General features: G+C 50.7%; 10 protein-coding genes. 7 read left to right on the forward strand and 3 right to left on the reverse strand.

Translation table 11 applies throughout. The features are described 5' to 3' along the window. Nucleotides 1-7: 7 nt before the first annotated feature. The 3 genes from cyoA to H650_RS19470 form a co-directional block, all read right to left on the reverse strand. Nucleotides 8-955: a cytochrome o ubiquinol oxidase subunit II gene (gene cyoA / locus H650_RS19460; RefSeq protein ID WP_017458879.1), complete on the reverse strand. Its 948-nt coding sequence runs from the start codon at nt 953-955 to the stop codon at nt 8-10. A 631-nt stretch (nt 956-1,586) separates the two neighbouring features. Beyond that, nucleotides 1,587-3,062: a muropeptide MFS transporter AmpG gene (ampG, locus tag H650_RS19465; RefSeq protein WP_020456769.1), complete on the reverse strand. Its 1,476-nt coding sequence runs from the start codon at nt 3,060-3,062 to the stop codon at nt 1,587-1,589. A 39-nt stretch (nt 3,063-3,101) separates the two neighbouring features. Then, nucleotides 3,102-3,680, reverse strand: a complete 579-nt coding sequence (locus tag H650_RS19470; RefSeq protein ID WP_017458882.1) for a lipoprotein — start codon at nt 3,678-3,680, stop codon at nt 3,102-3,104. A 298-nt stretch (nt 3,681-3,978) separates the two neighbouring features. Here H650_RS19470 and bolA point away from each other — a divergent pair, with 298 nt between their 5' ends. The 7 genes from bolA (at nt 3,979) to ppiD (ending at nt 13,363) form a co-directional block, all read left to right on the forward strand. Continuing rightward, nucleotides 3,979-4,296 carry a transcriptional regulator BolA gene (gene bolA, locus H650_RS19475; protein ID WP_017458883.1) on the forward strand — a complete coding sequence of 106 codons (318 nt, stop codon included), beginning with the start codon at nt 3,979-3,981 and terminating at the stop codon, nt 4,294-4,296. Between the two features lie 349 nt (nt 4,297-4,645). Continuing rightward, nucleotides 4,646-5,944 (forward strand): trigger factor, encoded by a 1,299-nt coding sequence (tig, locus tag H650_RS19480; RefSeq protein WP_020456770.1) that lies wholly within the window; start codon nt 4,646-4,648, stop codon nt 5,942-5,944. 287 nt (nt 5,945-6,231) lie between these two features. After that, nucleotides 6,232-6,855: an ATP-dependent Clp endopeptidase proteolytic subunit ClpP gene (clpP, locus tag H650_RS19485; protein ID WP_017458886.1), complete on the forward strand. Its 624-nt coding sequence runs from the start codon at nt 6,232-6,234 to the stop codon at nt 6,853-6,855. Between the two features lie 125 nt (nt 6,856-6,980). Next, entirely contained in the window at nt 6,981-8,255 is a 1,275-nt protein-coding gene (gene clpX / locus H650_RS19490) for an ATP-dependent protease ATP-binding subunit ClpX (RefSeq protein ID WP_017458887.1), read from the forward strand. A 183-nt stretch (nt 8,256-8,438) separates the two neighbouring features. After that, entirely contained in the window at nt 8,439-10,793 is a 2,355-nt protein-coding gene (lon, locus tag H650_RS19495; RefSeq protein ID WP_020456771.1) for an endopeptidase La, read from the forward strand. A 210-nt stretch (nt 10,794-11,003) separates the two neighbouring features. After that, nucleotides 11,004-11,276 (forward strand): nucleoid-associated protein HU-beta, encoded by a 273-nt coding sequence (hupB, locus tag H650_RS19500; RefSeq protein ID WP_017458889.1) that lies wholly within the window; start codon nt 11,004-11,006, stop codon nt 11,274-11,276. Nucleotides 11,277-11,485: 209 nt separating this feature from the next. Continuing rightward, complete coding sequence (gene ppiD / locus H650_RS19505; protein ID WP_020456772.1) at nt 11,486-13,363, forward strand: peptidylprolyl isomerase; 1,878 nt, start codon at nt 11,486-11,488, stop codon at nt 13,361-13,363. Nucleotides 13,364-13,485 lie beyond the last annotated feature (122 nt).

Consider the following 13,485-nt stretch of genomic DNA (forward strand, 5'->3'; position numbering starts at 1 on the left):
CGACCCCTTAGTGAGAGGTTTCCGCGTGGCTCATGTCCATGCCTTCCATACCTTCGTGCTCGCTATGCTCGCCCTTCGGTTGGTTCATGTCCATGCTCATGCCGTGGCCCATAAATTTGTTGATAACGTCTTTAAACAAATCGGGTTTCACGCTGGAGAAGTATTCAACCTTGTTGTATTCGCTTGGCGCAGCAAGTTTGTCATACGCTGCCATATCCGGCAGGGTATTCGGAGCTTGTTTCGCTTTTGCGACCCACTGGTCGAATGCGGCACGGTCCGGCGTAGCAATTGCTTTAAACTTCATACCCGAGAAGCCCGGGCCGCTGTAGCTTGCGGAGATACCATCGTAGGTACCAGCTTCGTTGGCGATCAGATGCAGGTTAGTCTGCATACCGGCCATCGCATAAATCTGGCTACCCAGTTTCGGGATAAAGAACGAGTTCATCACGGAGTTGGAGGTCACTTTGAACTGAACCGGAACGTTAGCCGGGAAGGCGATTTCGTTCACGGTAGCAATGCCCTGCTCCGGATAGATGAAGAACCATTTCCAGTCCATAGAAACAACTTCAATGGTGATCGGTTGTTCGTCATGGGCTAATGGTTTGCTCGGTTCGAGCGCGTGGGTGGTTTTCCATGTCAATACGGCGAGGAACAGGATGATCAGAATAGGTACCGTCCAGACCACAGCTTCCACTTTATTGGAGTGTGACCAGTTAGGGCTATACTTCGCATCTTTATTGCTCGCACGATACTTCCAGGCGAAACCAACGGCCATCAAGATGGCGGGAATAACGACAATCAACATCAGGCCAAAAGCCGTCAGTATCAGCGAACGTTGCTCCAGTCCAATCTGTCCTTTGGGGTCAAGAAGTGCAGAATCGCAGCCACTGAGTAAAACAGTACCGGCGATTAATGACAACCATCCCAAACTTTTATTGTATTTCCTGAGTCTCATTTAACGACCTCAATTCCACGGGATCTGGTGGCGCTTAAAGTGTGCGGGCATTTTACGGAAAGGTTACGTTACTGTAAACATGATTGGCTCCGTGTCAGTAAGGTGTTACTGGCTTTTGCCGTTTATGTCACATCGAATGCAACAATCTGTAAAAAAAGCGATTCGCACTGCCAGAGAGTGAGATTATAACGGAAAAATTACATGACAATCAGTCCAGGGGGTAAATTGGTATAACCAATCAGTTAAATATACATTTATTTAACAAATATCCAGCAAATATCGAACATTATTGGAACGAATTTGAAACCCAACAATTAATAACCGTGCTGAATCGTTAAAGAGTAGCCTTTAATTTATAAGGCACAAAACAATTAAGATTTTTTTATTTGCTCAATTGGAATTAGGCGATTTGCTAAAAAGATGCGGTGTTTAATTATTGAACATAATAATAACTGCGGTGAATTGTTTTAGGTCGTTTTTATTTTTTGGTGGCCTGATTTTAATAGGAAAATAGCCAGTAAATATATTCTTAAGCGATTTTATTTGCCATTTTACTGTTTTTTAACATTTCGAGGCTTTGACGCCAAAAAAAGCGCCAGCAGGCGCTTTTTTATCACGTCGTTTTAACACGTTATAGTAACTCTGTTTTACGTAGCGCCAGTAGATCCAACACACCGCCAAACACAATGCCGATAAACGCTAACAGTGCGCCCCATTCCAGCAGCGTGGTGCCGAAAGACCAGTCGGTGAACCCTGTGGCGTTGATCATTAACACCAGCAGCCAGCATCCTAACAGTACGCAACCGGCGCTCAGTATGCGCAGCGCCAGCCGGTAGGCCGTAGCGTATTCCGTTCTGCAGAGAAAACTTTCACTCTGTTGCGTAAATGCCAGTGTTTTTTTGCACAGCATCAGCAATAACAGACCGGGAAGCGCGGCCACAATCGAAAAGAGATAGAACGTCGACCAGCTGTAACTTTCAACAAACCAGCCAGCCAGCGGGCCGACATAGACGCGTCCAACCGCCGATAGCGCCGAGAGCAGAGCAAACTGCGTTGCGGAGAAGGATTTGTTGCAGAGCGTCATTAATAGCGCAACAAACGCCGCAGTCCCCATGCCGCCACACAAGTTTTCTAAAAAGACGGCTGAACCCATCGTAAAAATGCTTTTCGCCGTTATCGAAAGCAACCAGTAACCGGCATTCGAAATGGCCTGCAGTACGCCGAAAATTAACAACGCACGGAACAGGGATAACCGCTGCATCAGTACGCCGCCAAACAACGCGCCGATAATCGTGGCGATAAGCCCCAGCGTTTTGTTCACCACTCCCACTTCTCCGGCGTCAAAACCAACGCCGCGGATGAGAAATGTTGTTGTCAGGCTCATGGCGAACGCATCGCCCAGTTTGTACAGCACTATTAATAGAAGAATAAGCCAGGCGTTGTTACGCCCAAAGAAATCACGCAGCGGCTCGACAACGGCGCGTTCCAGCGTTTTTGGCACCGGAATCACATCCTCTGGCTCCGGTGCGAGCAGGGTGGCGATAATGCACGGGACCAGTAGCACGGCCATCAACCAGTACATTCCTTGCCAGCCGAGCCAGCGATCCGCCAGCCATAAAGCCAGTCCTCCGGAAACCAACATTCCGAGTCGATAGCCCAGCACGCTTATTGCCGCACCTGCGCCTCGCTCTTCGAGCGGCAGCACATCCGTTTTCCATGCGTCAAACACTATATCCTGAGACGCAGAGCAGAAAGCGATAAGCACAGCCAGCGCCGCCATCCAGCGCAGATGGTTGGCCGGATCGAGGAAACCCATTGCGGCAATCGACACCAGCAGCAGAATTTGCGTGAGAAGCAGCCAGCCGCGACGACGCCCGAGTAAAGGCGGCGTGTAGCGATCCATCAGCGGCGACCACAAAAACTTAAACACGTAAGCCTGGCCGACCAGAGAGAAGAAACCGATGGTTTTTAAATCGATGTTTTCAACGGTCATCCACGCCTGGAGCGTGCCGCTGGTCAGGGCGAGAGGCAAACCGGAAGCAAAACCCAGAATCAGCAGGATGGCTGATTTCGGTTGGGTGAAGATGCGTAAGTAGTGACTGGACATGAGTTAAAAACTGGCCCGGAAAACCGGGCCAGAAAAAGATTAACGGGCGTTTTGCTTGATGAAGTCGTGAATGCTGGTGTCCTGAGACATATCAGCGATGGTGTCAGTCAACACGCTGTTAACCGCACCGGCAATCTTGTCGTTGGTAGCCTGGAATGCACCTTCGACGTTATAGCTTGCGCGGTAGTTTTTGGTCATCTTGTTGCCGTTCGCAGCAGTCGCGATGATTGCGATATCCGCTTTGGTCGCGATGTTGTAGCGGACGTTGCCCTGAGAGACATCCGCATATAGCTGGTTAACAATAATCTGCAGGTTTACCGCGCCGTTCGGCCCGATCATATAACCGCGCGCGGTCATCTGTTTTTCCAGCACTTCTTGCAGCAGGAAACGCAGGTCGCGGGAGGCTGTCAGGGTAACCAGCTGGTTATCGCGTGTCACTTTGGCCAGCGCTTGATCCGGGCGCTGATCGGCACCGTTGATGCTCACGGTGACACCCATCAGGCTTGGATCCTGCTGCGGCAGAGTAATTTTTGGGGTGACATCAAGTGTTGTCGGCGGGGTTGCGCACCCGGCCAGCATAAATAAAGCGACCAACGGAAAGAGTAGTTTTTTAAACATGTTCAGGCTCTCAAGGATCTAAGCTTCTGGGGGAAAATTCTCGCCATCATAACATTGCCGCTGTTAAGAGGAAGTCCTCAATGCATGGAAATTCATCGTCTTGTGCTTTTTTTGCCGTCAAAAACCGTTTTATGGGTGATGCCACGCAAAAAAAGCTGCTTTCAGTAGAGTTCATCCCCTTGAGCGGGAAAATAGGACGAACGCTAATTTTTTGTTGTTTTATTGTTATAGAGACGGTAAAAGCGGCTAACATTTAAAGAGATGGCTGGCATCTCAGCGTTGTCGGAGGTGTAATATCATGATGATGCGTGAACAAATAGAAGCAAAGCTGAAGGCGGCGTTTGAGCCCCTCATTCTTGAGGTTGTTGACGAGAGCTATCGTCACAATGTCCCCGCAGGTTCTGAAAGTCACTTCAAAGTTGTACTGGTGAGCGACCGTTTTACCGGAGAGCGTTTTCTTAACCGTCATCGCATGATTTACGGCACGTTGGCAGATGAACTGTCTACGACGATTCATGCACTGGCTCTGCATACTTACACACTTAAGGAGTGGGAAGGTTTGCAGGATACCCTGCTGACCTCGCCAGCCTGTCGCGGCGCCGGAAGCATCGCGTAGAAAACCTGGTTGCAACAGCCCAAACTTTTCCAGTATGTTGCATGCAGATTATGTAAAAACGGCCTACGGGCCGTTTTGTTTTGTCTGAATTTTGAGCGAGAAACGCAGTTTTTTGAGCGAAATTGCTTCAGAAGTGTGAAAAATGACGCACCATTGCGACATTCCCGTTCTCGACTCATATCTGTGATGCCGCTATAATGCTGCGTCTTATTTTTCGGAATGTCTTCGGGATGATTCTGACGACAGGGAATGTATATCTGATTTGAGAGAACATCCCGGTTCTGCAAGCGAAACGGTTTGCTTCGCAGAGTAGAGTTGACCGAGCACTGTGATTTTTTGAGGTAACAAGATGCAAGTTTCAGTTGAAACCACTCAGGGCCTTGGGCGCCGTGTAACGATTACAATCGCTGCTGACAGCATCGAGACCGCTGTGAAGAGCGAGCTGGTCAACGTAGCGAAGAAAGTGCGTATTGACGGCTTCCGTAAGGGTAAAGTACCGATGACCGTTGTTGCTCAGCGTTATGGCGCGTCTGTTCGCCAGGACGTTCTGGGCGATCTGATGAGCCGCAACTTTATCGATGCGATCATTCAGGAAAAAATCAACCCAGCTGGCGCGCCGAACTATGTTCCGGGCGAATACAAACTGGGCGAAGACTTCACCTACTCTGTAGAGTTCGAAGTGTACCCGGAAGTTGAGCTGAAAGCGCTGGATACCATCGAAGTTGAAAAACCGGTTGTTGAAGTGACCGATGCTGACGTGGACACCATGCTGGAAACGCTGCGCAAGCAGCAGGCGACCTGGAAAGACAAAGACGGCGCTGCTGACGCTGAAGATCGCGTGACCGTTGATTTCACTGGTTCCGTTGATGGCGAAGAATTCGAAGGCGGCAAAGCCACTGATTTCGTACTGGCAATGGGCCAGGGTCGTATGATCCCGGGTTTCGAAGACGGTATTAAAGGCCACAAAGCGGGCGAAGAGTTCACCATCGACGTGACCTTCCCGGAAGAGTACCACGCAGAAAACCTGAAAGGTAAAGCGGCGAAATTCGTCATTAACCTGAAGAAAGTTGAAGAGCGTGAACTGCCGGAACTGACCGAAGAGTTCATCAAACGCTTTGGCGTGGAAGATGGCTCCGTTGCGGGTCTGCGCGCTGAAGTACGCAAAAACATGGAGCGTGAGCTGAAAGGCGCGGTGCGTAACCGTGTTAAATCTCAGGCGATTGAAGGCCTGGTGAAAGCGAACGAAATCGACGTTCCGGCCGCACTGATTGACAGCGAAATCGACGTTCTGCGCCGTCAGGCTGCACAGCGTTTCGGTGGCAACGAGAAACAAGCTCTGGAACTGCCGCGTGAGCTGTTCGAAGAGCAGGCAAAACGTCGTGTTGTGGTTGGTCTGCTGCTGGGCGAAGTTATTCGTACCCACGAGCTGAAAGCTGACGAAGAGCGCGTTAAAGGCCTGATCGAAGAGATGGCTTCTGCATATGAAGATCCGAAAGAAGTGATCGAATTCTACAGCAAAAACAAAGAGCTGATGGAAAACATGCGTAACGTTGCGCTGGAAGAACAAGCGGTTGAAGCGGTTCTGGAAAAAGCGAAAGTGACTGAAAAAGCCACTTCCTTTAACGAACTGATGAACCAACAGGCTTAATCGACTTCTGCGATAGCTAAAAGCAATAAGCCCGTCACCTGCTTGCTGGTGACGGGCTTTTTTTATCGCATCAGGACTATCAGATCTGTGCTAAAAGGGCGTTTCAGTGTTAGCGTAACAGCAAAAGATTGTTATGCTTGAAATCAGGTAATGTCATCCCCACTAAGGGAATAGCGACAGAAAAGACTCTGGCTGATAATCCGTCCGTGAGGCGTCGTAGTCAGACCCCACTCACTCAAGTACAATCAGTACAGCAGGTTTGTTAATTTTTTATCCAGGAGACGGAAATGTCATACAGCGGCGAACGAGACAACTTTGCACCCCATATGGCCCTGGTGCCAATGGTTATTGAACAGACCTCACGCGGTGAGCGCTCTTTCGATATCTACTCCCGTCTTCTCAAGGAACGCGTAATTTTTCTGACTGGTCAGGTTGAAGACCACATGGCGAACCTGATTGTGGCACAAATGCTGTTTCTGGAAGCGGAAAACCCGGAAAAGGACATTTACCTGTACATTAACTCGCCTGGCGGGGTAATTACCGCAGGGATGTCAATTTATGACACCATGCAATTTATTAAGCCGGACGTCAGCACAATTTGTATGGGCCAGGCTGCGTCAATGGGCGCATTCCTGCTGACGGCGGGTGCGAAGGGCAAACGTTTCTGCCTGCCAAACTCACGTGTGATGATTCACCAGCCGCTGGGCGGCTATCAGGGCCAGGCGACGGATATTGAAATCCACGCGCGCGAGATTCTGAAAGTGAAAGGGCGCATGAATGAACTTATGGCGCATCATACAGGTCAATCTTTAGAACAAATTGAACGCGATACAGAACGTGACCGCTTCCTTGCTGCGCAAGAGGCGGTGGAATACGGGCTGGTTGATTCAATTTTAACCCATCGTAACTAAGCTCAGGCTGCAGGTGCCGCTATACTAATGAGTACAAGCGGCACACGCTTGAGTAACGTTTTGCGCCTGGAATGGCATATGCGTCGTCATGTGCGGCACAAAGAACAGATAAGAGGTTTTGACTCATGACAGATAAACGCAAAGATGGTTCGGGCAAACTGTTGTACTGCTCTTTTTGCGGCAAAAGCCAGCATGAAGTGCGTAAGCTGATCGCTGGGCCATCCGTGTATATCTGCGACGAATGTGTGGATCTGTGTAACGACATTATTCGCGAAGAGATTAAAGAGGTTGCGCCGCATCGCGAGCGCAGCGCGCTGCCGACCCCGCATGAAATTCGCCACCACCTTGATGATTATGTCATCGGTCAGGAGCAGGCGAAAAAAGTGCTGGCGGTCGCGGTATATAACCACTACAAACGTCTGCGCAATGGCGACACCAGCAACGGCGTTGAACTGGGTAAAAGTAACATCCTGCTTATCGGGCCAACGGGTTCCGGTAAAACGCTGTTGGCGGAAACGCTGGCGCGTCTGTTGGATGTCCCGTTCACCATGGCCGATGCTACGACGTTAACCGAAGCAGGTTACGTGGGTGAAGACGTAGAAAACATCATTCAGAAACTGTTGCAGAAGTGCGACTACGACGTGCAGAAAGCGCAGCGTGGGATTGTCTACATCGATGAAATCGACAAGATCTCCCGTAAGTCTGATAACCCGTCGATTACCCGTGATGTCTCCGGCGAAGGTGTACAGCAGGCGCTGCTGAAGCTGATCGAAGGCACCGTGGCTGCGGTTCCGCCGCAGGGTGGACGTAAGCATCCGCAGCAGGAGTTTTTGCAGGTTGATACCTCTAAGATCCTGTTTATCTGTGGCGGTGCGTTCGCAGGCCTGGATAAAGTGATTTCTCACCGTGTTGAAACCGGCTCCGGCATTGGTTTTGGCGCGACGGTGAAAGGAAAATCTGAAAAAGCCAACGAAGGCGAACTGCTGGCGCAGGTTGAACCGGAAGATTTGATTAAATTCGGTCTGATCCCTGAATTCATCGGCCGTCTGCCAGTTGTTGCCACGCTGAGTGAATTGAGTGAAGAAGCGCTGATTCAGATCCTGAAAGAGCCTAAAAATGCCCTGACTAAGCAGTATCAGGCGCTGTTCAACCTGGAAGGCGTGGATCTCGAATTCCGCGACGAAGCGCTCGACGCTATCGCGAAGAAAGCAATGGTGCGCAAAACCGGCGCTCGCGGGCTGCGTTCTATCGTTGAAGCCGCGCTGCTGGACACTATGTATGATCTGCCATCACTTGAAGATGTCGAGAAAGTGGTGATTGATGAGTCGGTCATCGCGGGTCAAACCAAACCCTTGCTGATTTATGGCAAACCGGAAGCGCAGCAGGCGTCTGGCGAATAATTAACCAAATCTTACAATCAGTTAATCGAAAAGGGGGGATTTTATCTCCCCTTTTATTTTTCCGTAAACACAGCGTTGAATGTGTGGGAAACATCCCCATATACTGCTTTACATGTTAATGGTGCGTGTTGCACAGTCACGTCACCTGATTACCTGGCGGACTTTAAACTAAGAGAGAGCTCTATGAATCCTGAGCGTTCTGAACGCATTGAAATCCCCGTATTGCCGTTGCGCGATGTGGTGGTTTATCCGCACATGGTCATTCCGTTATTTGTGGGACGGGAAAAATCTATCCGTTGTCTGGAAGCGGCCATGGACCATGATAAAAAAATCATGCTGGTTGCACAGAAGGAAGCCTCAACGGATGAGCCGGGTGTAAACGATCTATTCACCGTCGGGACCGTGGCGTCTATTTTGCAAATGTTGAAACTGCCCGATGGCACGGTAAAAGTACTGGTCGAGGGGCTTCAGCGCGCGCGCATTACCACGCTTGCTGACGATGGTGAGCATTTCTCAGCGAAAGCAGAATACCTTGACTCGCCGGCTATCGATGAGCGCGAGCAGGAAGTGCTGGTGCGCACTGCGATCAGCCAGTTTGAAGGCTATATCAAGCTCAACAAAAAAATCCCGCCAGAAGTGCTGACGTCGCTCAATAGCATCGACGATCCTGCGCGTCTGGCTGACACCATCGCTGCACACATGCCGCTGAAGCTGGCGGATAAGCAGTCCGTGCTGGAGATGTCCGACGTCAACGAACGTCTGGAATATCTGATGGCGATGATGGAGTCTGAAATCGATCTGCTGCAGGTTGAGAAACGCATCCGCAATCGCGTGAAAAAGCAGATGGAGAAATCCCAGCGTGAGTACTATCTGAATGAACAGATGAAAGCCATTCAGAAAGAGCTGGGCGAAATGGATGACGCGCCGGACGAAAACGAAGCGCTGAAGCGTAAAATCGACGCTTCGAAAATGCCGAAAGAGGCAAAAGAAAAAGCCGAATCGGAGCTGCAAAAGCTGAAAATGATGTCGCCGATGTCTGCGGAAGCAACCGTGGTGCGCGGCTATATCGAATGGATGGTGCAAGTACCGTGGAACGCGCGTAGCAAGGTCAAAAAAGATCTGCGCCAGGCGCAGGAAATCCTTGATACCGACCATTACGGCCTCGAACGTGTCAAAGACCGCATCCTAGAGTACCTTGCGGTTCAGAGCCGTATGAACAAACTGAAAGGGCCGATTCTGTGCCTGGTTGGACCGCCGGGGGTAGGTAAAACCTCTCTGGGTCAGTCGATAGCGAAGGCTACCGGGCGCAAATACATCCGTATGGCGCTGGGCGGTGTACGTGATGAAGCAGAAATCCGCGGTCACCGCCGTACTTACATCGGTTCTATGCCGGGTAAGTTGATTCAGAAGATGGCAAAAGTGGGCGTGAAAAACCCGCTGTTCCTGCTCGATGAGATCGACAAAATGTCGTCCGATATGCGCGGCGATCCGGCTTCAGCGCTGCTGGAAGTGCTGGATCCGGAACAGAACGTGGCATTTAGCGATCACTATCTGGAAGTGGACTACGATCTCAGCGACGTTATGTTCGTTGCGACCTCCAACTCTATGAATATTCCTGCGCCGTTGCTGGACCGTATGGAAGTGATCCGTCTTTCTGGTTACACCGAAGACGAAAAACTGAACATTGCCAAACGTCACCTGTTGACCAAACAGATTGAGCGTAACGCACTGAAACCGGGTGAGTTGACCGTTGATGACAGCGCGATCATTGGCATTATCCGTTACTACACCCGCGAAGCGGGTGTGCGTGGTCTGGAACGCGAAATTTCGAAACTGTGCCGGAAAGCGGTGAAACAGCTGCTGCTGGATCCGTCTCTGAAGCATATCGAAATCAACGGTGAAAACCTGCATGACTACCTTGGTGTGCAGCGCTTTGATTACGGTCGAGCGGACGATGAAAACCGTGTGGGTCAGGTCACCGGCCTGGCCTGGACGGAAGTGGGCGGCGACTTGCTGACCATTGAAACCGCCTGTGTCCCAGGCAAAGGTAAGCTGACTTATACCGGTTCTCTGGGTGAAGTGATGCAGGAGTCTATCCAGGCGGCGCTGACGGTTGTGCGTGCCCGCGCGGAAAAACTCGGTATCAACGGCGATTTCTATGAAAAACGTGATATTCACGTTCACGTGCCGGAAGGTGCGACGCCAAAAGATGGCCCAAGCGCAGGTATTGCGATGTGCACCGCGCTGGTTTCTTGTCTGACCGGTAACCCGGTTCGTGCAGACGTGGCGATGACAGGGGAGATCACCCTGCGTGGACAGGTTCTGCCGATTGGCGGACTGAAGGAAAAACTGCTGGCGGCGCATCGTGGGGGCATTAAGACTGTTCTGATTCCTTACGAAAACAAGCGCGATCTGGAAGAGATCCCGGACAACGTTGTAGCCGATCTGGATATCCATCCGGTCAAGCGTATTGAAGAAGTTCTCGCCCTCGCGCTGCAGAATGAACCCTTTGGTATGCAAGTCGTAACGGCAAAATAGTGACCTTGCGCAAAGTGCGTTAATAAAAACAAGGCTGGTGAGTGATTTCGGACTTGCCAGCCTTTTTTTGTATAGCTAATTTAGATTGCTGGTTGGGTGTGTCATCATCAACTGGTGTTGTAAGGGCATGACAGGCCTGATATAACTGCTGCGCGGTCGCGCTGTGAAGGATTCAGGTGCGATATAAATTATAAAGAGAGGAAGAGTAGAGTGAATAAATCTCAACTGGTAGACAAGATTGCCGCAGATGCTGACATCTCTAAAGCTGCGGCTGGACGTGTGTTAGATGCTTTTATTGCTGCCGTTACTGATTCTTTGAAATCCGGGGACGACGTAGCGCTGGTAGGTTTTGGCTCTTTTGTTGTTAAAGAGCGTGCTGCCCGTACAGGCCGCAACCCTCAGACCGGCAAAGAAATCACCATTGCTGCGGCTAAAGTTCCTGGTTTCCGCGCAGGCAAAGCACTGAAAGACGCAGTAAACTGATCGCCTTCCCCTTGAAGGGATAGCGACAAACTACAAGGGCGCATCGCGAGATGTGCCTTTTTTATTTGTGCAAACGCACTTTCTGCGAGTTAATACGCGATGCGGGCTAACAATTGCCCCGTTTTCTTGTCAAAATACGCGTTTACACGCAGCGGGCAACTTGAGCTGCCTGAGATCTACAGTCACCTACAGCGGAGTGTTGTTACACCATGATGGACAATTTACGCGCGGCGGCAAATCACGTCGTGCTCAAGATCATTCTGGGTTTGATTATCGTGTCATTCATTTTGACTGGCGTAGGTAACTACCTGATTGGCGGTAACAATAATTACGCCGCAAAAGTAAATGGTCAGGAAATCGGCCGTTCACAGTTTGAAAATGCGGTGAATAGCGAGCGCAACCGCATGGCGCAACAGCTGGGCGATCAGTTCTCGGAGCTGGCGGCCAACGAAAACTACATGAAATCTGTGCGCCAGCAAGTGCTTAATCGTTTAATTGATGAAGCGCTGCTGGACCAGTACGCAAAAAGCCTTGGTCTTGGCATTAGCGATGATCAGGTGAAAAAAGCGATTTTCGCTACTCAGGCATTTCAGGCTAACGGTAAATTTGATAACAATCGCTTCAGCGCCATCGTAAACCAGATGGGGATGAGCACCGATCAATATGCTCAGGCGCTGCGCAACCAGTTAACCTCGCAGCAGCTGGTTAACGCCGTTGCCGGTACTGATTTCATGCTCAAAGGTGAGACTGACGAGCTGGCTGCACTGGTCGCTCAACAGCGTGTTGTGCGCCAGGCAGTGATTGATGTCAACGCGCTGGCGGCGAAGCAGACCGCAAGCGATGAAGAAGTTGCCAGTTATTACGATCAGAACAAGAGCCGCTTTGTTTCGCCGGAGCAATTCCGCGTAAGCTATATCAAGCTGGATGCTGCATCGATGCAGGAAAACGTCACCGACGAGCAAATCCAGGCCTATTACGATCAGCATCAGGATCAGTTCACGCAGCCGCAGCGTAATCGCTACAGCATTATCCAGACCAAAACGGAAGATGAAGCGAAAGCGGTGCTGGATGAGCTGAAAAAAGGCGCGGACTTTGCGGCTCTGGCAAAAACGAAATCTGCGGACATTATCTCTGCGCGTAACGGCGGTGATATGGGCTGGCTTGAAGACGCCACCACGCCGGAAGAGCTTAAAAATGCCGGTTTGAAAGAGAAAGGCCAGCTGTCTGGTGTCATTAAATCTTCGGTGGGTTACCTGGTTGCACGTCTGGATGATATCCAGCCTGTGCAGGTGAAACCGCTGAACGATGTGCGTGATGAACTGGCAGCGAAAGTGAAACAGGAAAAAGCGCTGGATGCATGGTACGCGCTGCAGCAGAAAGTGAGCGAAGCGGCGAGCAACGATAACGAATCGCTGGCAGGTGCGGAGCAGGCTGCTGGTGCTAAAGCAGTACAGACCGGCTGGTTCGGTCGCGATAACCTGCCGGAAGAGCTGAATTTCAAACCAGTAAGCGATGCCATTTTCAATGGTGGTCTGGTAGGGCAGAACGGCACGCCGGGCAGCAACTCCGACATCATCACCGTTGATGGTGACCGCGCATTTGTGCTGCGTATCTCCGATCACAAAGCCGAAGCGATCAAGCCACTGGACGAGGTAAAAACTCAGGTCAGCGATATCGTGAAGCACAACAAAGCGGAGCAACAAGCAAAACTCGATGCGGATAAACTGCTGGGTGAGCTGAAAGCCGGTAAAGGTGATGATGCGCTGAAAGCGGCGGGGCTGAGCTTTGGTGAGGCGAAAACGCTGGCACGTACTGGCCAGGATCCGGTAAGCCAGGCGGCGTTTAATCTGCCGCTGCCAGCAAAAGATAAACCTTCCTTCGGTACCGCTAACGATCAGCAAGGCAATGTCGTTATCATGGCGCTGGACGAAGTGAAAGCAGGCACGATGCCGGATGCGCAGAAGAAAGCGATGGTGCAGGGCATCACGCAGAACAATGCACAAATCGCTTTTGAAGCGTTGATGAGCAACTTGCGTAAAGAAGCGAAGATCAAACTGGGTGACATCGTCGCTGAGCCACAGCAATAAAAAGGCTCGATGCGTCTCGCAAAAAAAGAGTAATACTCTGCAAACCTTAAAGGCCGCTTTCGCGGCCTTTTCCATTTTGAATGTTTGTGTTTTGTCTGCGTCCTTTGTTGTGGTTATTGTTG

Origin of the sequence: Enterobacter sp. R4-368, assembly GCF_000410515.1 — a bacterium.
Classification (GTDB): domain Bacteria; phylum Pseudomonadota; class Gammaproteobacteria; order Enterobacterales; family Enterobacteriaceae; genus Kosakonia.